Source organism: Mesorhizobium sp. WSM4830 (genome assembly GCF_055811495.1).
Genome location: NZ_JBVVQI010000008.1, coordinates 202,675 through 221,409, shown reverse-complemented (window position 1 = coordinate 221,409; position 18,735 = coordinate 202,675). Strand labels below are relative to the sequence as shown.

17 protein-coding genes are annotated in these 18,735 nt (G+C 62.8%); 8 read left to right on the top strand and 9 right to left on the bottom strand.

Annotated elements, in window-relative coordinates; genetic code table 11:
* Window positions 1–3: 3 nt before the first annotated feature.
* Genes AC0L2Y_RS13540 through AC0L2Y_RS13525 form a run of 4 tightly spaced genes read right to left on the bottom strand, consistent with a single transcriptional unit; the run spans window position 4 to window position 5,144 of the window.
* Window positions 4–591 carry a sarcosine oxidase subunit gamma gene (locus tag AC0L2Y_RS13540; RefSeq protein WP_473556782.1) on the bottom strand — a complete coding sequence of 196 codons (588 nt, stop codon included), beginning with the start codon at window positions 589–591 and terminating at the stop codon, window positions 4–6.
* Entirely contained in the window at window positions 584–3,580 is a 2,997-nt protein-coding gene (locus tag AC0L2Y_RS13535; protein WP_473556780.1) for a sarcosine oxidase subunit alpha, read from the bottom strand. The genes AC0L2Y_RS13540 and AC0L2Y_RS13535 overlap by 8 nt, the downstream gene beginning before the upstream one ends.
* Window positions 3,577–3,873: a sarcosine oxidase subunit delta gene (locus AC0L2Y_RS13530; RefSeq protein ID WP_473556778.1), complete on the bottom strand. Its 297-nt coding sequence runs from the start codon at window positions 3,871–3,873 to the stop codon at window positions 3,577–3,579. Before AC0L2Y_RS13530 ends, AC0L2Y_RS13535 begins: the two co-directional genes overlap by 4 nt.
* Window positions 3,874–3,884: 11 nt before the next feature.
* A complete protein-coding gene (locus tag AC0L2Y_RS13525; RefSeq protein WP_473556777.1) occupies window positions 3,885–5,144 on the bottom strand; it encodes a sarcosine oxidase subunit beta in 1,260 nt (419 codons plus the stop codon).
* 249 nt (window positions 5,145–5,393) lie between these two features.
* On the opposite strand from AC0L2Y_RS13525, the gene AC0L2Y_RS13520 reads away from it, so the two are divergent.
* From AC0L2Y_RS13520 to AC0L2Y_RS13490, 7 genes are all read left to right on the top strand, one after another.
* Window positions 5,394–7,883 carry a mechanosensitive ion channel family protein gene (locus AC0L2Y_RS13520; protein ID WP_473556775.1) on the top strand — a complete coding sequence of 830 codons (2,490 nt, stop codon included), beginning with the start codon at window positions 5,394–5,396 and terminating at the stop codon, window positions 7,881–7,883.
* 156 nt (window positions 7,884–8,039) lie between these two features.
* Window positions 8,040–8,303 carry a hypothetical protein gene (locus AC0L2Y_RS13515; RefSeq protein ID WP_023676533.1) on the top strand — a complete coding sequence of 88 codons (264 nt, stop codon included), beginning with the start codon at window positions 8,040–8,042 and terminating at the stop codon, window positions 8,301–8,303.
* Between the two features lie 268 nt (window positions 8,304–8,571).
* Window positions 8,572–11,133, top strand: a complete 2,562-nt coding sequence (locus AC0L2Y_RS13510; RefSeq protein WP_473556772.1) for a GcvT family protein — start codon at window positions 8,572–8,574, stop codon at window positions 11,131–11,133.
* A gap of 97 nt (window positions 11,134–11,230) precedes the next feature.
* A complete protein-coding gene (locus tag AC0L2Y_RS13505) occupies window positions 11,231–12,079 on the top strand; it encodes a DUF1194 domain-containing protein (protein ID WP_352865265.1) in 849 nt (282 codons plus the stop codon).
* 115 nt (window positions 12,080–12,194) lie between these two features.
* On the top strand, window positions 12,195–13,145 hold the full coding sequence (locus AC0L2Y_RS13500; RefSeq protein WP_473556770.1) for an ABC transporter substrate-binding protein: 951 nt from the start codon (window positions 12,195–12,197) through the stop codon (window positions 13,143–13,145).
* 71 nt (window positions 13,146–13,216) lie between these two features.
* Window positions 13,217–13,993, top strand: coding sequence for an ABC transporter permease (locus tag AC0L2Y_RS13495; RefSeq protein ID WP_473556769.1), 777 nt, complete (start codon window positions 13,217–13,219; stop codon window positions 13,991–13,993).
* Complete coding sequence (locus AC0L2Y_RS13490; protein WP_473556767.1) at window positions 13,990–14,793, top strand: ABC transporter ATP-binding protein; 804 nt, start codon at window positions 13,990–13,992, stop codon at window positions 14,791–14,793. The genes AC0L2Y_RS13495 and AC0L2Y_RS13490 overlap by 4 nt, the downstream gene beginning before the upstream one ends.
* 5 nt (window positions 14,794–14,798) lie before the next feature.
* Here the strand turns inward: AC0L2Y_RS13490 and AC0L2Y_RS13485 are convergent, their stop codons facing one another.
* The 5 genes from AC0L2Y_RS13485 to AC0L2Y_RS13465 all read right to left on the bottom strand — a co-directional run bounded on the left by AC0L2Y_RS13485 (window position 14,799) and on the right by AC0L2Y_RS13465 (window position 17,602).
* On the bottom strand, window positions 14,799–15,290 hold the full coding sequence (locus AC0L2Y_RS13485) for a GNAT family N-acetyltransferase (RefSeq protein WP_473556765.1): 492 nt from the start codon (window positions 15,288–15,290) through the stop codon (window positions 14,799–14,801).
* A complete protein-coding gene (locus tag AC0L2Y_RS13480) occupies window positions 15,287–15,715 on the bottom strand; it encodes a type II toxin-antitoxin system TacA family antitoxin (RefSeq protein WP_352490727.1) in 429 nt (142 codons plus the stop codon). The genes AC0L2Y_RS13485 and AC0L2Y_RS13480 overlap by 4 nt, the downstream gene beginning before the upstream one ends.
* Window positions 15,660–16,598 carry a GlxA family transcriptional regulator gene (locus AC0L2Y_RS13475; RefSeq protein ID WP_302895626.1) on the bottom strand — a complete coding sequence of 313 codons (939 nt, stop codon included), beginning with the start codon at window positions 16,596–16,598 and terminating at the stop codon, window positions 15,660–15,662. Before AC0L2Y_RS13475 ends, AC0L2Y_RS13480 begins: the two co-directional genes overlap by 56 nt.
* A 348-nt stretch (window positions 16,599–16,946) precedes the next feature.
* Window positions 16,947–17,081, bottom strand: a complete 135-nt coding sequence (locus tag AC0L2Y_RS13470; RefSeq protein ID WP_013894968.1) for a hypothetical protein — start codon at window positions 17,079–17,081, stop codon at window positions 16,947–16,949.
* A gap of 335 nt (window positions 17,082–17,416) precedes the next feature.
* On the bottom strand, window positions 17,417–17,602 hold the full coding sequence (locus AC0L2Y_RS13465) for a hypothetical protein (RefSeq protein ID WP_352452109.1): 186 nt from the start codon (window positions 17,600–17,602) through the stop codon (window positions 17,417–17,419).
* A gap of 230 nt (window positions 17,603–17,832) precedes the next feature.
* Between AC0L2Y_RS13465 and AC0L2Y_RS13460 the strand changes: the two genes are divergently transcribed.
* Window positions 17,833–18,732: a LysR substrate-binding domain-containing protein gene (locus AC0L2Y_RS13460; RefSeq protein ID WP_023676521.1), complete on the top strand. Its 900-nt coding sequence runs from the start codon at window positions 17,833–17,835 to the stop codon at window positions 18,730–18,732.
* The last annotated feature ends 3 nt before the right edge of the window (window positions 18,733–18,735 follow it).

The following is an 18,735-nucleotide window of genomic DNA, read 5'->3' as shown; positions in this document are numbered from 1 at the left end:
GGCCTACTGCACTTCGTAGCCGACTTCCTCGCTGGCGTGGCAGAGCGCCTTCCAGAACGAGCGTGCGAACGAGCGGAACACATAGATGTCGAACTGATCGGCGCCGGTGCGCTGGATCTGCGCGAAGACGTCGTGATGCATGGTCGAGCGGCCGGCGCCGATCGGGAAAGCCGGCAGCGCGAAGTCGATAGCGAAGAATTTCGCCAACACCCACTCGGCCTTCGGCCCGGCGATACGGATCGCGGTGCGGCCGTGCGAAAGGTCGGTCACCGTACCGATGGCCGCATTGACGACATCGGCAAAGGCCGTCGCCAATCCCTTGGCTTCATCGACCACAGTGAACTTTCCCGGGGCAAAGCCGAACACCGACCTGACGCCGTCCGTGACACCGCCGCCGGCGCCGTCGGGCAAAGCCAGACCGGTGACCGTATGGATGCCGGCCATCAACTTCTTCTCCTCGCCGGGCCAGGCGGCGAGCTGCAGGATCGACCCCGGCCCGGTTTCGGAGAGGATGATTTCGACGCCGTGCTCGAAATTGCCATGCGAGCCCGGATGCAGCACCGGCTCAAGCGGTGATTGGCGTTCAACCATGCATGCGGCTCCCGTCCGGATCGAAGAAATGGTTGGAGACGATCTCGACCGGCCCGAACCGGTTGCGCAGCGGGTCGGAAACATAGGCACGCGAGCCGCGCCGCGCTTTGCCGCCCCTGACCAGGGCAAGTGCGATATATTTGCCGAGCGCCGGCGAATAGCAGCAGGCGGTGATGTGGCCGAGCGAGCCGCGCGGATTGGTTTCGTCAAGCTCCTCGACGATGTGCGCGCCGCCGTTGAGCGGCTGGTTGTCGAGCGCAACAATACCGACGAGTTCCAGGCGGTCGGGTGCGATCAGCCCCTCGCGGTCCATCATCGCCGAACCGATGAACGGCTTCTTCTTCGACAGCATCCAGTCGAGATGCAGATCGCGTGCCGTGGTGCGGCCGTCGATCTCGGCGCCGGTGACGTGGCCTTTCTCGATGCGCATGGTGCCCAGCGCCTCCAGCCCGTAGGTCACCAGCCTGAACGGCTTGCCGGCTTCGATCAGCGCCTCCCAGACATGGGTGCCGTAACCGGCGCCGGAATAGACCTCGAAGGCCATTTCGCCGGAGAAGGACAGCCGGCAGATCATCACCGGCACGCCGGCGATTTCGCCGTGGACGATGCCCATGAAGGGCAGGGCGGCATTGTCGACGGCGGTGCCGCTGACGCAAGCAGCCAATATCTGCCTTGCCTTCGGCCCACCGATGGCGGCACCGGCCCATTGGTCGGTGACCGAGGTGACGTGGACCTTGAGCTCCGGCCAGATCACGTCGAGGAAATATTCCAGATGCTGCATCACCTTGCCGGCATTGGCCGTGGTGGTGGTCATCAGGAAATCCTGCTCGTCGAGGCGCCACGTGGTGCCGTCGTCGAAGGCGAGACCGTCCTCGCGCAGCATCAGCCCGTAGCGCGCCTTGCCGACGGCCAGCGTCGAAAACATGTTGGTGTAGACGCGGTCGAGGAATTCCGCCGCGTCCGGGCCTTGCACGGCGATCTTGCCCAGTGTCGAGACGTCGACAATGCCGGCGCTCTCGCGCGTGGCTCTCGCTTCGCGGACATAGGCCTGCTCGATCGTCTCGCCGGGATGGCCATAGATCATCGGCCGGTACCACAGGCCGGCCGAATACATGGTGGCGCCATTGGCGACGTGCCAGTCATGCATCGGCGTCAGCCGTTCGGGTTTCAGATCGCCGAAGCGTTCGGCGGCAAGCGAGCCGATCGACACCGCCGAAAAGGGCGGGCGAAAGCGCGTCGTGCCGACCTGCGGGATCGGCTTGCCAAGCGCCTCGGCCATGATGGCAAGGCCGGGTATGTTGGAGCTCTTGCCCTGGTCGGTCGCCATGCCGAGCGTAGTGTAGCGCTTCAGATGCTCGACCGAGACGAAGCCTTCGCGATGCGCCAACCGCACGTCATCCGCCGTCACGTCATGCTGGAAGTCGACGAAGCTCTTTCCTTCGGCCTTGATCTCGAACACCGGCGCCGGATCGGGATCGCCAGGCGCTGCCTCCACGGCAGGCAAGGCCGCCGGCGTGGCGGTTGCGCCCGCAGCGGAAAGACAGGCGGCGCGGCCTTCGGCGATCGCCTCGGCGGTGGAGAAACTGCCGGTGAAGGCACCGGCGCCGATCCATTGCCGTGTCGTCGGCTTGGGCGGCAGGAACGCTTGCAATGCTTCGTTCCATTCGGCTTTGGCGCCGGCCTGGCTGGCCAGATGGATGGTCGGCGACCAGCCGCCCGACATCAGCAGGCAATCGGCGTGGATGCTGCGCGCATCGCCCGAAAGCGCGCCGTTGACCATGTCGAAGCGCTGCACCTTGAAGCCGGAAAGCGCCTTGCCACCCTCGGTGGCGATCACCGCGTGGCCGGAAAGGATCTCGGCCTCCGCTTCGCCGGCCAGCTTGCGCATTTCGCTCGAAAGCTCAGGGCGCACGTCGACGATGGCGACGACCACGGCGCCGGCCTTTTTCAGCGCAAGCGCGGAGCGATAGGCGCTGTCATTGTTGGTGAACAGCCCGATCCTGTCGCCTGGCAGCACGCCATATTCATTGGCATAACGCTCGGCAGCATGCGCCAGCATTACGCCTGGCCGATCATTGCCCGGAAAGACCAGCGGACGCTCCAGGGAGCCGGTGGCCAACACCACCGATTTGGCGCGGATCGTCCAGTAGCGATGGCGCGGTTCGCCCTTGCCGGGCGTTTCCTTATGGTCGGTGACGCGTTCGATCGCGGCAAGCGTGTTGCCGTCATAATAGCCCCAGACCGTGGTGCGCGGCAGCAGGCGGACGTTGTCACGGCCTTCGAGCTGGCCAGCGGCGCGCGCTGCCCAGTCGGCGGCCGGCATGCCGTCGATCGTCTCGCCCGACCAATTGGCCGAGCCGCCGAAATGCGGCTCGAGTTCGGCCAGCATGACGCGTGCACCCTGATCGGCGGCCGCCCTTGCGGCCATCAGCCCGGCCGGGCCGGAGCCGACCACCAGCACATCGCAAAACGCGTTCATGCGTTCGTAGCGGGCCGTATCGGGAGCCGTGCCTGCCTTGCCCAGGCCGGCGGCACGGCGGATGAAATGCTCACAGAACATCCAGAAGCGCGTGCCTTTCAGCGGACCGATCACCGGTCCCATGAAGGTCTTGTAGTAGAAGCCGGCCGACAAAAGCTTGCCGCCGAGCTGGTTCACGGCACTGACGTCCCAGGCAAGCGAGGGGAAGCGGTTCTGGCTGATTGCTGCCAGCCCGTCATAGATCTCGACCATGGTGGCGGGAATGTTCGGCTCACGAACCTCGCCCCTCAACACGGTGACCAGCGCGTTTGGTTCCTCGACACCGGCGGTCAGCACGCCGCGCGGACGGTGATATTTGAACGAACGCCCGAACAGGGAGACGCCGTTGGCCAGCAGCGCCGAAGCCAGCGTGTCGCCGGCGTGGCCGGTATAGGGCGCGCCGTCGAAGGTGAAACGGATGGTCCGCAGCCGGTCGATGCGCCCGCCGGCCTCGGTACGGCGCGGGCTCATAGCTTGTCCTCGGCCCGGTGCCGCGCAACCGAGTTGTGGTCGCCGCGCGCGAACGCGGTGCTGGAGATCTCGTGCGTGAGCGTGTTGCGCACGACCCTGAGATGGGCGCGGCAGCCGCCGGAATGCTGCCAGATCTCATTGTGGTCGCCGGCCGGGTTAAGCCGGTCGTAGACATAGGCGTTCCAGGCGTCGAGGTTCTGCGAGGCGGGCTCTGGGCGCTGGCGGTTGCCGTCGCCCTGATAGGTGAATTCGATCACGTCGCGCGGGCCGCAATAAGGGCAGGTGATGAGCATGGATCTCTAACCTAATGCAGCCGGGGCGTGGCGCCCTGGCCCTTGTCGTCGATCACCATGCCACGGTAGAAGCGGTGGAGCGTGAAGGCCGCGTTGAGGTCGTGCGGCTCGTCCTTGGCGATGGTCCAGGCAAAGCACCAGCCGGAAGCCGGCGTCGCCTTGAAGCCGCCATAGCACCAGCCGCAGTTGAGATACATGCCTGGCAGCGGACCGGTGGTGATGATTGGCGAGCCGTCCATCGACATGTCGCAGACGCCGCCCCATGAGCGCAGCATGCGGACACGGGCCAGCCCAGGGAACAGCGCCAGCATCTCGCTCATCACCTCATCGACGATCGGCAGGCTGCCGCGTTGGGCGTAACTGTTGTAGCCGTCGAGATCGCCGCCATAGACAAGGCCGCCCTTGTCCGATTGCGACATATAGAAATGGCCCATGCCGAAGGTCAGGACCGTGTCGATGAACGGCTTTAGCGATTCCGTGACGAAGGCCTGCAGCACGTGGCTCTCGATTGGCATCGTCTCGATGCCGGCAAGCCGCATGACCCGCCCGGTGCTGCCGGCAACCGCGACCGCTACCTTCTTGGCGCGGATTTCGCCGCGCGTCGTCGTGACGCCGGTGATGCGGTCGCCGTCGCGCAGGAAGCCGGTGACCTCGCAGTTTTCGATGATGTCGACGCCGCGGCGATCTGCGCCGCGCGCGTAGCCCCAGGCGACGGCGTCGTGGCGGGCGGTGCCGGCGCGCCGCTGCATCAGGCCGCCGACAATCGGGAAGCGCGCCGTGGCCGAGACGTCCAGTGCCGGCACCAGGCGCGCGATTTCGGCGGGGGTCATCAGTTCGGCGTCGACGCCAAGATGGCGCATGGCGTTGCCGCGCCGGGCATAGTCGTCGAGCTGGGCAGGTGTGTGAGCGAGGTTCAGGCAGCCGCGCTGCGAGAACATGACGTTGTAGTTGAGGTCATGGGCCAGGTTCTCCCACAGCTTCATCGAATGCTCGTAAAAGCGCGTGTTGGCCGGCAGGAGATAGTTGGAACGGACCGCCGTGGTGTTGCGGCCGACATTGCCGGAGCCGAGCCAGCCCTTCTCCAGCACCGCGACATTGGTGATGCCGTGCTCCTTGGCGAGATAGTAAGCGGTCGACAGGCCATGGCCGCCGCCGCCGATGACGATCACGTCGTAGGACGCCTTCGGGTCGGGCTTGCGCCAGGCCGGCCTCCAGTCCTTGTTTCCGGTCAGCGCGTTCTTGAGAAGCGAAAAGGCCGAATATTCCGCCATTCTTATTGTCATCCATTTCAGACTTGGCGGCAGACTATAGAGCAGGCCACCGATGCAAAGCCAAGATTGCGCCATCGCTTTTCGACTCCCCGACTTCGATTGGCCGACTTCGAATTGGATTGGCCGACTTCGATTGGCGGGACTTCGAAAAAACGAGCCGCCTGGGGTGACTTGCCCCGTGATATGAGCCTCTTTATCAAGGACGTGCTTCAAAACTGCCGATGCCGCCCGCGAGTCGCCAGAAAAATCATGTTCTTTCGTTTACTCCGCCTGGTCTTGATTCTTGCGCTTGTCGTCTCGGCGCCGCCGTCGTTCGTTGCCATGGCGCAGGCACTCGGGCAGGGCGCCGCCGGGCTGGTCGCAGACCAGCAGAAGGTCATCCAGAGTCTGACGGCCAAAACCGACGATCTCGAGAAGAAGATACAGCAGGACGGCCAAGACGATGCCACCCTCGTGGAAATCCGTCTGCAATTGGAGGATCTGTCGCGGGCGGCGCTCACCAGCGCGCTAGCGTTCCGCTCGCGTCTCGGCGACATCAACGATCGGATTGAGATGCTGGGACCTCCGCCGGCCGCGGGCCAGCCGGCCGAGCCAGACATCGTAACCGGTGAACGCCAGGCCTTGGCTTCCGAAAAAGCCGAGATCAACGCCGTTATTGCCAGCGCGCAGAACCTGTCGATCCGCATCAGCGGGCTGATCGAGAAGATCGGCAACATGCGCAGCGAGCTGTTCCGCAATGTACTTACTAAGCGCTACGTGCTGTCCGATGCGCTTAGCCCTGAAGTCTTTTCCGACGCCAACGCTGAGTTTTCCGGCTTCTATAAGGCGGTGTCGTCGTGGCTGCGCTTCGCCTTCAAGTTCAAGTTCCAGGCCATTCTTGCCGCGACTTTGATGGCGCTCGCATTCGCTGCAGTGCTTTTTATCGGCGGCCGACGCCTGTTCGGCCGCGTCTTCGAAGCGGATCCCTCCGTCGAGGATCCCTCCTATCTCAGCCGCCTGTCGGTGGCGTTCTGGTCGACATTGCTGCCGACGCTGGCGGTCGGCGCTTTCCTTGTCTCGACGATCTTCTTCTTCAATTATTACAACGTTTTACGTGGTGACATCGGCATCTTCCTGAATTCGCTGGTTGCCGTTATCGCGGTGGTGTTCTGCGTCAACCGCCTGACCAACGCAGCGCTCGAACCCCGACTGCCGAACTGGCGTCTGATCCCGGTCGAAACCGGCCCGGCGCGCTGGCTGGTGCGGCTGACGACCGCCATGGCTGTCGTCATCGGCAGCAACAACTTCCTGTCTGTCGTCAACGACAAGATGGGCTCGCCACTGTCGCTGACCATCGCCAGAAGCTTCATCGCCACCATCATCGTCGGCATCATCCTGATCCTTATGGGCCTGTTGAAGCCGTTCAAGGCCCTCGACGGAAGCTGGCGCCCGTGGCCGGCGTGGCTGCGCTACACCGCCGTCGCGCTAGGCCTATTCACCATCGCATCGGCACTGCTCGGCTATATCGGCCTTGCAATTTTCGTCTCGCTGCAGGTCGTGGTCACCGGCACCATCCTGGTCACCGCCTATATCGGCTTCCTGTCGGCGCGGGCGATCGGCGAGGAAGGTGGTTTCGCCAAAACGTCGATCGGGCGCTGGCTAGCGGCCAATTCAAGCTACGAAGAGACCGCCCTCGACCAGCTCGGGCTTGTCGTCAGCGCCGCCATCAACATCATGATCGTGCTGGTGTTCCTGCCGCTGATCCTGTTGATGTGGGGCTTCCAGCCCGGCGACATCCAGGCCTGGGCCTACAAGCTGGCGACCGGCCTCACCATCGGTTCGGTGACGATCTCGGTCATCGGCATTCTCACCGGCGTCGTCGTCTTCATCATCGGCTATTTCCTGACGCGCTGGTTCCAGGGCTGGCTCGACGGCTCGGTAATGGCGCGCGGCCGGGTCGACACCGGCGTGCGCAATTCGATCCGGCTGGCGGTCGGTTATGCCGGCGTCGCGGTCGCGGCACTGGTCGGCATCTCGGCGGCCGGTATCGACCTCTCCAATCTGGCGCTGGTCGCCGGCGCCCTGTCCCTCGGCATCGGTTTCGGCTTGCAGAATGTCGTCTCGAATTTCGTGTCGGGCCTGATCCTGTTGGCCGAGCGGCCGTTCAAGGTCGGCGACTGGATCGTCGCCGGCGACATCAGCGGCACGGTCAAAAAGATCAGCGTGCGCGCCACCGAGATCGAGACGTTCCAACGGCAATCGGTGATCCTGCCCAATTCAAACCTGATCAACAATGCGGTCGGCAACTGGACGCACCGCAACAAGCTCGGCCGCATCGACATCAAGGTCGGCGTTGCCTATGGCAGCGACGTCAAGCACGTGCATGGCGTCCTGTTGGAGATCGCACGCAGCCATCCGCTGGTGCTGAAGAACCCGGAACCCTTTGTGCTGTTTTCCAATTTCGGCCCGGCCGCACTCGAATTCGAGATCCGCGTATTCCTGGCGGATGTTCTTAGTGGCAATATCGTCCAGAACGACATCCGCTTTACCATCTTCGATGTGTTCGCCGACCAGCATATCGAAATTCCGTCGACGCCTCGCGCCGTCGTCGAGACCAAAAAGCACGAGGCGTGGCCGATCGACGACGACAAGATCGAAGTCGAATTCGCCGAGCGGGAACAAGCAAAGGCCCTAGCGGCGGTCGAGGCGAAACGTCTCGCCAAGTCGGGACGCAAGGTACGGAAGCCGGACCCCGACTAGCTGTTTGGAGCTTGCCTTCAAGCCTTCGGAAACCAATTGCGGCATGAATGCGGCATTCAGTTGCCGTTCAGCTTGCATTGCATATAAGCTCACCTGCAAACGGCGAGAATGCCTTGCGAAATGCAACAGAGGCGGTGGCAACACCGATACTGCAAAATGTGGAAGTCTCTCGTCGCCGCCATCGCTTTTCTGGCCGTGGGCGGTTCGGCCCATGCCGCCAGCGCGGTCAATAAGGACGCCGAGACCCGCACGCTGATCGTGACGGAAGGCGGCGGCAAGACCGAGCTGGCGCTGGCCGCCGGCGAAACCGTGGAATTTTGCCCGAGCGGCTGTTTCGTTACCTTGCCGAATGGCGACCTCGAGGCGCTGACCGGTTCGGAAACCATCGAGATCTCGGGCGGCGTCGCCCGCATCAAGTAAGGTCGACGTCATGATTTTCGAAGGCCGGGCAAAATGCCCGGCCTTTGTTTGCTTCCGGTAATAGGCGATGAAGGGATGCACTTTTCTTCGAAGCTGCGCAGAACGGGCTCTAACAGGGTCTTCGTACCGAGCGGGGCGAAGGCGTAGCTCTAACTGCATTCGACGAGCTGGTGGCGCGGGCTTTTTTGGCGATGTCGCAAACAGGCTGCAAGCGCGCCGCCGCGCCGCCCTATAGTCTGCTCGCAATAGCATCTTGGAGTCGCGGGCAATGGCAGGGTTTCCGGAAAAGGCGAAGGTCGTCATCGTCGGGCTGGGCGGCATCGTCGGCGCATCGGTCGCCCATCACCTGATCGAGCGCGGATGGGACGATATTGTCGGCATCGACAAATCGGGCATTCCGACGGATATCGGCTCGACGGCGCACGCTTCCGACTTCTGCTACACGACCAGCCATGATTTCCTGTCGTGCTGGACGACGCTCTATTCCATCGATTTCTACGAAAAGATGGGGCATTACGCGCGCATCGGCGGCCTCGAGGTCGCCCGCGTCGGCGACGACGACCGCATGGCGGAGATCAAGCGCAAGATCGCCTCGGCGAAGGCCTTCGGCACACGCGCCCGCCTGATCGATCCGGCCGAGATCAAGGAAAAATTCCCGCTGATCGAAGAACAGATGGTACAGGGCGGCCTGTGGGATCCCGACGCCGGCCTCGTCATCCCGCGCTCGCAAACGGTCGCCGGCAAGCTGGTCGACCAGGCGGAAGCCTCCGGCAAACTCAGGGCGTTTGCCAATACCTCGGCGAAGTCGCTCGTCATCGAAAACGGCCGCATCAAGGGCGTGGTGACCGACCGCGGCACCATCGAGGCCGACTATGTCGTGGTCTGCACCGGCATCTGGGGACGGCTGATTGCGGAAATGGCGGGCGAGGACCTGCCGGTCATGCCGATCGACCATCCGCTTACCTTCTTCGGTCCGTACACTGAGTTCGCCGGCACCGGCAAGGAGATCGGCTGGCCGCTGCTGCGCGACCAGGGCAACTCGGCTTACATGCGCGACACCGGCGACCCCAAGACCGCCGAAGGCGGGCAGATCGAATGGGGTTATTACGAAGAGACCAATCCCCGCCTTTGCCATCCGCGCGATATTCTCGAGAAAAACGAGGCACGGCTTTCGCCGTCGCAACGCGATCTCGACATGGAGCAGATCCTGGCGCCGCTCGAGCGCGCCATGGAACTGACGCCGATCCTGGGCGAGCTGGGCTACAATGAGAGCCATTCCTTCAACGGCCTGCTGCAGGTGACGGCGGACGGCGGCCCCTCGATGGGCGAAAGCCAGAAGGTGAGGGGCCTCTGGTATGCCGTGGCGATCTGGGTCAAGGACGGCCCCGGCATGGGCAAGCTCATCGCCGACTGGATGACGGACGGCCGCACGGCGATCGACCACCACGCCATCGACTATTCGCGCTTCTATCCGCACCAGACGAAAGAGCAGTTCATCTGGGACCGCTGCACCGAAACCGCGATGAAGGTCTACAACCCGGCTGTCCATCCGCGCGAACCCTTCTCCAAGGCCCGCAATGTCCGCCGTTCGCCCTTCTGGGAGCGCGAGAAGGAACTCGGCGGCTATTTCATGGAGCTCGGCGGCTGGGAGCGCGCCCATGGCTACGCCGCCAACGAGCATCTGCTCGAGAAATACGGCAACCGGGTGCCGGTGCGCCAAAACGAATGGGACAACCGCCACTTCTGGCGCGTCTCGAACGCCGAGCATCTCGCGATGAGCGAGAATTGCGGCATCGTCAACCTCTCGCATTTCGCCATGTACGACGTCGAAGGTCCCGATCATGTCGCGCTGATGGAATGGCTGTGCGCGGCAAAGATCGGCGGCGACGGCAATATCGGCAAGGGCATTTACACCCATTTCCTCGACGAGCAAGGCATGGTGCGCGCCGACCTGACCGTCATCCGCATGGCCGACCGCTGCCGCGTCATCGACGGCGCCGATGCCGGACCGCGCGACTTCCAGTACATGCGCCGGACGGCAGAAGACAAAGGCTTCGACGTTACCGTCACCGACGTGACCGAGAAGTACGTGACCGTCGGCATCTGGGGTCCGAACGCGCGAGCGACATTGAGCAAGTGCGTGGAAAACCCCGACGGGCTGACGCCGGAGAATTTTCCCTTTGCCGCGATCAAGCCCGTCAGGATCGGCGGCAAGGACGTGACCGCCTTCCGCATCTCCTATGTCGGCGAGCAAGGCTGGGAGCTGCACATGCGCTACGAGGACGGCCTGGCCGTCTGGGACGCGCTGCGCTCGACCGGCGTGATGGCCTTTGGCGTCGAGACCTATGCCAACAGCCGCCGCATGGAGAAGAGCCTGCGCCTGCAGAACGCGGATCTGTTGACCGAATACAATCTGCTGGAAGCCGATCTTGCCCGCCCGAAGGTCAAGGAGGCCGATTTCTGCGGCAAGGCAAAGCATCTGGAATATCGCGCCCGGGCGCATCAGCCGGCCATGCTTTGCACGCTTATCATGACCGACAATACCGATTCCGACGGCGTTCCCCGCTATCCGGTCGGCACGATGCCGGTGATGGACCCGCAAACCGGTGAGACGCTGGTCGACGAGCTCGGCCGCCGGTCCTTCACGACCTCGGTGGCCTACGGTCCGACCATCGGCAAGAATATCGCGCTCGCCTACCTGCCCTGGGCTTATTGTCAGGAGGGCCGTAAGCTGAGCGTCGAATATTTCGGCGAGAAATACCCGGTCGAAGTGGCTGCCGTCGGTTACAGGCCGCTCTACGACCCGGAGAACCTCAATCCGCGCAGCTGAGCGTTAGAGACGCGCTCGCAAAAACGTGACTGGAACAGCCGCGCTCTCGGCGGGGCTTTTCTCTTTGTCGATCGACTATTTTCGCTTACCGTGCGGCATGTCTGGTTTTGCCTGTGCAAGACATCTCGTCTCGGGTGCCGCCGCGCTGGCCTCGGTGCTATGGCCGACGGCGATATCCCGAGCTGCCGAACCCGTCGACATCGAACTGGTGCTGGCAGTCGACGTTTCGCTTTCCATGTCGCCCGACGAGCTCGAAATCCAGCGTCACGGCTATGCGGCGGCGCTGACGCATGACGATGTGCTGCAGGCAATCGGCGAAGGCGCTCACGGCAAGATTGCCGTCACCTATGTCGAATGGGCTGGCGCGACCTGGCAGCAGGTCGTCGTTCCGTGGACGGTGATCGCCAATCGTGCCGACGCCGAGCGGCTGGCAGCGCAGCTTTCCGCGCATCCGCCGGCCAGTGCCAGGCGCACCTCTATCTCCGGCGCGCTGGAATTCGCCAGCGATCTCTTTGCCGAAAGCGGCTTCCAGGGCGTCAAGCGGGTGATCGACATTTCGGGCGACGGCCCCAACAACCAGGGCGCACCTGTCGATATCACCCGCGATGCCGTGATCAAGCAGGGCATCACCGTCAACGGCCTGCCGCTGATGACCAGGGGCGGGTTCAGCAGCGCGTACGATGTCAACAATCTCGACCGTTACTACAGCGACTGCGTCATCGGCGGGCCGGGCTCCTTCATGATCCCGGTCAATGACTGGACGCAGTTTCCGGAGGCCATCCGCCGTAAGCTGGTGCTGGAGCTTGCCGGTCCGGCCTCGCCGCAGCGAGCGGCGGAAGAGGCGGCCCATCCGCCATTGGTGCTGGCACAAGACAGCCCCGTCACCGACTGTCTGGTGGGCGAAAAAATGTGGCGCGACCGCAGCTGGATGTACAACAGCCGCTAATGCCGAACTCGCCTGTCCGCGATGACATACCGCAGTGCAGCATATGCTTCATTGACAAGCCTGTGGGCGTCTGTGACACAATTCCCCCATCCGAACACATAAAAGGGGAACCGACATGAATAGGATCGGAATTCTTGCAGCAAGCTTGACGCTTGCCGTTGGATTGTGCGCGCCGGCGATGGCTGCCACATCGGTCAGCATCGGCATCAGTGGATGGACCGGCTTTGCGCCGCTGACGCTCGCCAAGCAAGCCGGCATCTTCGAAAAGCACGGGCTCGACGTCACCTTGAAGAAGGTGCCGCAAGCCAGCCGGCCGCTCGCCATCGCCAGCGGCGACCTGCAATGCGCCGCCACCACGGTCGAGACCTGGCTGGTCTGGAACGCTAACGGCGTGACGACCAAGCAGATATTCCAGCTCGACAAATCCTACGGCGCCGACGGTATCGTCGCCCGCAACGACATCAAGACTGTCGCCGATCTCAAGGGTAAGTCGGTCGCGTCCTCGGCGCCGGGCACGTCGCCCTATTTCATGCTGGCCTGGGTGCTCAACAAGAACGGCATGTCGACCAAGGACGTGACGGTCGTCAACCTGGAGCCGGACGCGGCGGCGCAGGCGTTTCTAGCCGGACAGAACGATGCGGCGGTGACCTATGAGCCGTTCATCTCGGCGGTGCGCGAAAAGTCCGACCAGGGCCATATCCTTGTGACCACTCTCGACTATCCGATGGTGCTCGACACGGTCGGCTGCACGCCGGAGTTCCTCAAGGCCAATCCGGATGCGGCCAAGGCGCTCGCCGACAGCTATTTCGAGGCACTCGACCTGATCAAGAGCGATCCCGCGAAATCCTATGAGACGATGGGCGCCGACGTGAAGCAGTCGGCCAAGGAGTTCGAAGAGTCGGCCAAATACCTGAAATGGGCCGACAAGGCCGAGAACAAGCAGTTCTTCACCAAGGAATTCCAGGACTTTTCCAAGACCGCCGGCGAGCTTCTGCTGCAGATGGGCTTGATCAAGGAAGCGCCCGACGTCTCGACATTGGCCGACACCAGCGCCGTCGCCGACTAACCGGCAGGATTGTCGCCCGGCGGCGGCGCGTGCGCCGCCGCTTTTTCATTCAGTTCAGAGGACGGTCGAAGATGCCGCGCCCCTTGCATCCGGTCTCGCCGGGCATTCGAACCGTGCTCGGCATCTCGTTCTTCGTGCTGTTCGTGGCGTTCTGGGCGTGGATCACGCTTGGCGGCCACGTCAATCGCATTTTCCTTGCCGATCCGCTGTCGATGGTGAGAGACGGCTGGCGGCTGCTGGTCGAGGACCGCTTCTGGCTCGACATCCTCATCACCATCTGGCGGGTCTTCGGCGGGTTTCTGATGGCGGCCATCGTTGCCGTGCCGCTCGGCATCGTGATGGGCGCCTGGAAGCCGGTGGAGGCGTTCCTGGAGCCGTTCGTCTCCTTCGCCCGCTATCTGCCGGCATCGGCCTTCATCCCGCTGCTCATCCTGTGGGCGGGCGTTGGCGAGCTCGAAAAACTGCTGGTGATCTTCGTCGGCTCGGTGTTCCAGATCATCCTGATCATCGCGGTCAAGGTCGGCGGCACACGGCGCGACCTGGTCGAGGCGGCCTACACGCTTGGCTCGTCCGACAACGGCATCGTACGGCGCGTGATCATGCCGGCGAATGCGCCGGAGATTGCAGAGACGCTGCGGCTGGTGCTCGGCTGGGCCTGGACTTACGTCATCGTCGCCGAACTGATCGGCTCGTCGTCGGGCATCGGCTATATGATCATCAACAGCCAATCGCGGCTGGCGACGGGGCAGATCATCTTCGGCATCATCGTCATCGGCCTGATCGGGCTGCTGTCCGATTTCGCCTTCAGGGCGCTCAACCGCTGGCTGTTTCCGTGGAGCCTGGCGTGAGCAAGCTTCTCATCGAAGGCGTCTCGCGCACCTTCGCCGGTGTCGGCGGCGGGCAGCCGGTCAAGGCGCTGATGCCGATCGATCTGGCGGTTGCCGCCAACGACTTCATCACCATCCTGGGGCCATCCGGCTGTGGAAAGTCGACGCTGCTCCGGATCGTCGCCGGCCTCGAAGCGCCGAGTGGGGGACGTGTTCTGCTCGACGGCAGGGTGGTGGACCGGCCGGGTCCAGACCGCGGCATGGTTTTCCAGTCCTATACGCTGTTTCCGTGGCTGACGGTCGCCGAGAACATCGCCTTCGGCCTGCGCGAACGGGGCATGGCAGAGCGCGAGCGCAGCGACATCGTCGCGTCCTATGTCGATCTCGTCGGGCTGAAGGGCTTCGAGAACCATTGGCCGAAGCAACTTTCAGGCGGCATGCAGCAGCGCACCGCGATCGCCAGAGCACTGGCCAACGATCCGGAGATCCTGCTGCTCGACGAGCCATTCGGCGCACTCGACAACCAGACCCGCGGGCTGATGCAGGAACTGCTCCTCGGCATCTGGGAGCGCCGGCAAAAGACGGTGCTATTCGTCACCCACGACATCGAGGAGGCTATCTTCATGGCGTCGCGCGTCGTGATGATGACGGCGCGGCCCGGCCGCATCAAATCGGACGTTGCCGTCGACCTGCCGCATCCGCGCCACTACACGCTGAAGACCAGCCCGGAGTTTTCGGCACTGAAGGCGCGGTTGACGGAAGACATCCGCGTCGAGGCGATGCGCACGGCGCAGATATGGTCGGGTCAGCAAGGCGCCTGAACGGCTCAGAGACTTCGTAAGTCCTTGATAAGCACGTAAAGATGCAGCGGGTCTGTCGGCGATTGCGCGAATCCGTAGCGCTCGTAAAACGTGCGGGCGCCGTCGTTCTTGGCGTGGACGACGACCGCGCGGATACCTGCAATATCGGCCGCCTGCAAACTGCGCAGGACGGCATCGCGCAACAGTCCGCCGCCGACGCCTTTGCCTTGCCAGTCCAGACTGACCGCAAGACGCGCCAGCAGCATTACAGGCACCGGATGGCGTGCGAGACCTTTCGTCAATCGCTCGGGCGCACCCTCATATGCGACTTCACCAACGACCAGGGTATAAAAGCCGATCACGTCTTCGCCAGAGAGACCAATGTAGGTTTGCGAAGCATTGGCTTGCTGGTTTTGGAATGCATAGCGGACGAGAAAGCGATTGAGCGGTTCTTCACCGCAGTCGAACATATCCACCACATGCTTGCGGGCCAGTTTCTCGATCTGGAATTCGCTCACGCCGGATCGCGACGGGAAAAGATGCTTGGTTCATTCAATAGGCGCTTGAGGCGGGGGAGATCACGCGTTGGCGCGTCGAGCGCTGCCATGAACGCGACCCATTTTTCGGCGTCGAGATGGAAGCTGCGCCGGTCGGCTAATGTTTCTTCGGCTCGCGCAAGCGCGCTTTCAAGCACGAAATCGCTGAGCGAACGGCGTTCAGTCGCGGCGGCGCTTGCGAGTGTACGCTTTGCCTGGGGGCTAAGGCGCAAGTCCAGTTTTTCCGATCTGATGGTTCTGGTCGTCATTGGTACCTCTCGATGGAAGGATACCACATTTCGCCAGACAATGTCATGACAATTTTCGGCTGCGCCCGCGAAACGTGCCGGATCAAGCCGCCAGAAGCTGTTTGCGGTCGACGCGTTCTTGTTGCGGCGAGCGGGCATAGAGTTCGCGATAGCATTTGGAGAAATGCGAGGCGGAAACAAAGCCGCAGGCGACCGCCACTTCGACCACCGGCAACGACGACTGGATCAGCAGGTGCCGAGCGCGGTCGAGGCGGATCTCCAGATAGTAACGGGCAGGGGAGCGCCCCATCTCGGTGCGGAACAGGCGCTCGATCTGCCGGCGCGACAGGTCGACATGGTCGGCGATCTCGATCAGCGAGAGCGGCTCGGAGAGATTGGCCTCCATCAGCTCGATAATGGTCAGCACCTTGGAATTCTGTACGCCAAGGCGGGCGCGCAGCGGCAGGCGCTGGCGGTCGGTCGGGCTGCGCACGCGATCGGTCAGCACCTGCTCGCAGACGCGGTTGACGAGGCTTTCGTCGAAATCGTCGCCGATCAGCTTCAGCATCATGTCGAGCGCGGCGGTGCCGCCGGCGCAGGTGTAGATGTTCTGGTCGATCTCGAAGAGATCGGCGAAGACATTGGCCTTGGGGAACGCCTCGGAAAAGCCCGGCAGGTTCTCCCAATGGATGGCGCAGCGCTTGTTGGACAGCAGGCCGGCGGCGGCCAGGATATGCGCGCCGGTGCACAGGCCGCCGACGGCAACGCCGCGATTGTACTCCTCGCGCAGCCAGGCAAAGGCCGATTTGTTCTGATAGCGCTCGACATTGATGCCGCTGCAGACGATGGCCATGTTCGGCCGGTCCGGTCCGGACATTTTCTTGCGCTCTTCCTCCAGCGAGGTGTTGACGGCGCATTCGACGCCGTTCGAGGCCCGAACCGGCTTGCCGTCGATGCTGGCGAGCCGCCAGCGATAGGCTTCATAGCCGAGCATGCGGTTGGCCGAACGCAACGGATCGAGCGCCGTCGCGAAGGCGATCATGGTGAAATCGGGGACCAGGAAGAATACGAACGATCGCCGGATCGGGTGCTTTACGACGTTCACGGGTAGATCCTCACGCTGCAATGGCGCGAACAGGATGTCGCGATCAGCATAGCGACATCAGGAAAAACGTTTCCTGTCAATTGGCTAGATGGCAACGGAAAGACTTTATTTGCGACATCGGTCGCAAATGGGCAATCGCTATGCGGCGAAGGACACGATGTGCCGCCGGATTGACCAAACGAGCCGACGCAGTCTGCGCACACGAAAACGCCGCCTCGGCAAAACCGAGGCGGCGCTGGATCGACTTCGAAGCAGTGCTAGGCTGCTTCCGTCAGGATCGCTGTCTCAGGCGACAAAGCCGAGGCGCGCGGCAGCCATGGCACCGGTCTGGCCAGGCATGGTGTTGGCCAGGCGCTGGCGCTCGAGCGCGGTCGTCAGGTTCATTTCGCGGCGGGCAAAAAGGCGGGCAAAAAGCTTCATGATCATCTCCATTCGATTGCTCAGACGGGTCGCCTTCGCTTGATGGAGTGGGGCAGCTCGTTTGTTGATGATGATATAGGCTTAGGTGAGGGGAAACTAAATCGCAAAAGCGAAGCACTTGATATGAAAAGCGACACGGAATGCGACAAATTTGGGCATTCTGCTCAGGATTTTCGATTATTTACAATGTGTTGATTGCCTGTGCGGGCTGCTATGCGCTTGGCTCATATGCGGCATGCGACGGCGACATGGCTCGGAAAAATCATTTGAATACAAACAAAAAGGCCTGCCGGGCTGATCTGCGCGGCAGGCCTTCAGCTGTTGATACACACGGTTTACTTTGCTCCAGCCCAGGATCCCACACCATGGCGAGTGCCGGCCTTGGCATCGGCAGCTTCGGGCCAGCCGATATCCTTCTGCAGTTCAATCGGCAGCGCGCGGATGGCGCGTTCCGTCTGGTAGCGGGCACGGGCCTCGCTGAACTCGGTCGCGATCCGACCGATGGATGACAGGATAGACATCTCATTCTCCTTCGCGTTGGGGCGGGTTGTCCCGGCGCTTGCAGCGTCAGGCGGTACACCGGGTTTGTTTCAGCTTCATTTCGTGTCGATTGCAGGTCCGTGTCATGATTGTTTCGGGACCACTTCCAATGCGTCCTGCCTTCGATGGAGTTGACTATCCTCCCAAACTGATGTTCAATCAAACGAAATGGAATGATGGTTTGCATCAGAAAAATTGAAGGTTGCTTCCCATGAACGCCCCACTCAATCATCCGCTCCCGCTGCTCGATCTCGACGTTCTGCGCACTTTCGTTGCAATCGCCGAGACCGGCAGTTTCACCACCGCGGCCAATGCGGTCTTCCGCACGCCGTCGGCCGTCTCCATGCAGATCAAGAAGCTGGAGGACATTCTCGGCCGCTCGGTGTTCGCGCGCGACGCCCGTTCGGTGACGCTGACCACCGATGGCGAGATGCTGCTTGGCTATGCGCGCCGGCTGCTGTCGATCAATCGCGAGGTGGTGTCGAAGTTCATCATTCCAGACATTGTCGGGGTGGTGCGGCTCGGCTCGCCGGACGATTACGGCGAACGTGTGCTGCCGCATGTGCTGAAGCGGTTCGCACAATCGCATCCATCAATCGCGGTCGACGTCACCATCGACCAGAGCGTCAATTTGCGCCGGCGCATGGACGACCGGGCGCTCGACATCACGCTGCTAACCAACTCCTACAAGACCAGCGCGATTGGCGCCGAAGTGCTGCTCACAGAGCCGATCGTCTGGGCCGGTGCCAAGGGCGGTTGCGCGCATCTGCGTGAGCCGCTGCCGGTCTCATTGTGGGAAGAGGGCTGTGCCTGGCGGGCAGGGGCATTGGAGGCGCTTGGCCGCGAGGGCCGCAACTACCGTATCGCCTATATGAGCGCACACACGGCCGGCCAGCGCGCCGCGATCATGGCGGATCTTGCGGTCGCGCCGCTGCCGAAATCGTTCCTCGGCAGCGACATGGTCGAGCTCTGCCCGAAGGACGGCATGCCTGACATCGGCACCTACAATCTCGCCATGGTGGTGACGCCGGACGCCAGCGCTCCGGTGAAGGCAGTCGCCGACCACATCCGCGCGACGTTTGAGATGTTCAGGGAAACCGGGAAGTTCTGACCC

Bases quoted from the DNA above. Each gene is read 5' to 3' on its own strand.
- AC0L2Y_RS13460 (WP_023676521.1), top strand. From the start codon at position 17,833: ATGAACGCCCCACTCAATCATCCGCTCCCGCTGCTCGATCTCGACGTT.
- AC0L2Y_RS13475 (WP_302895626.1), bottom strand. From the start codon at position 16,598: ATGATCGCCTTCGCGACGGCGCTCGATCCGTTGCGTTCGGCCAACCGC.
- AC0L2Y_RS13465 (WP_352452109.1), bottom strand. From the start codon at position 17,602: ATGTCTATCCTGTCATCCATCGGTCGGATCGCGACCGAGTTCAGCGAG.
- AC0L2Y_RS13520 (WP_473556775.1), top strand. From the start codon at position 5,394: ATGTTCTTTCGTTTACTCCGCCTGGTCTTGATTCTTGCGCTTGTCGTC.
- AC0L2Y_RS13470 (WP_013894968.1), bottom strand. From the start codon at position 17,081: ATGAAGCTTTTTGCCCGCCTTTTTGCCCGCCGCGAAATGAACCTGACG.
- AC0L2Y_RS13505 (WP_352865265.1), top strand. From the start codon at position 11,231: ATGTCTGGTTTTGCCTGTGCAAGACATCTCGTCTCGGGTGCCGCCGCG.
- AC0L2Y_RS13535 (WP_473556780.1), bottom strand. From the start codon at position 3,580: ATGAGCCCGCGCCGTACCGAGGCCGGCGGGCGCATCGACCGGCTGCGG.
- AC0L2Y_RS13480 (WP_352490727.1), bottom strand. From the start codon at position 15,715: ATGCCCGCTCGCCGCAACAAGAACGCGTCGACCGCAAACAGCTTCTGG.
- AC0L2Y_RS13515 (WP_023676533.1), top strand. From the start codon at position 8,040: ATGTGGAAGTCTCTCGTCGCCGCCATCGCTTTTCTGGCCGTGGGCGGT.
- AC0L2Y_RS13500 (WP_473556770.1), top strand. From the start codon at position 12,195: ATGAATAGGATCGGAATTCTTGCAGCAAGCTTGACGCTTGCCGTTGGA.
- AC0L2Y_RS13540 (WP_473556782.1), bottom strand. From the start codon at position 591: ATGGTTGAACGCCAATCACCGCTTGAGCCGGTGCTGCATCCGGGCTCG.
- AC0L2Y_RS13530 (WP_473556778.1), bottom strand. From the start codon at position 3,873: ATGCTCATCACCTGCCCTTATTGCGGCCCGCGCGACGTGATCGAATTC.
- AC0L2Y_RS13525 (WP_473556777.1), bottom strand. From the start codon at position 5,144: ATGGCGGAATATTCGGCCTTTTCGCTTCTCAAGAACGCGCTGACCGGA.
- AC0L2Y_RS13495 (WP_473556769.1), top strand. From the start codon at position 13,217: ATGCCGCGCCCCTTGCATCCGGTCTCGCCGGGCATTCGAACCGTGCTC.
- AC0L2Y_RS13510 (WP_473556772.1), top strand. From the start codon at position 8,572: ATGGCAGGGTTTCCGGAAAAGGCGAAGGTCGTCATCGTCGGGCTGGGC.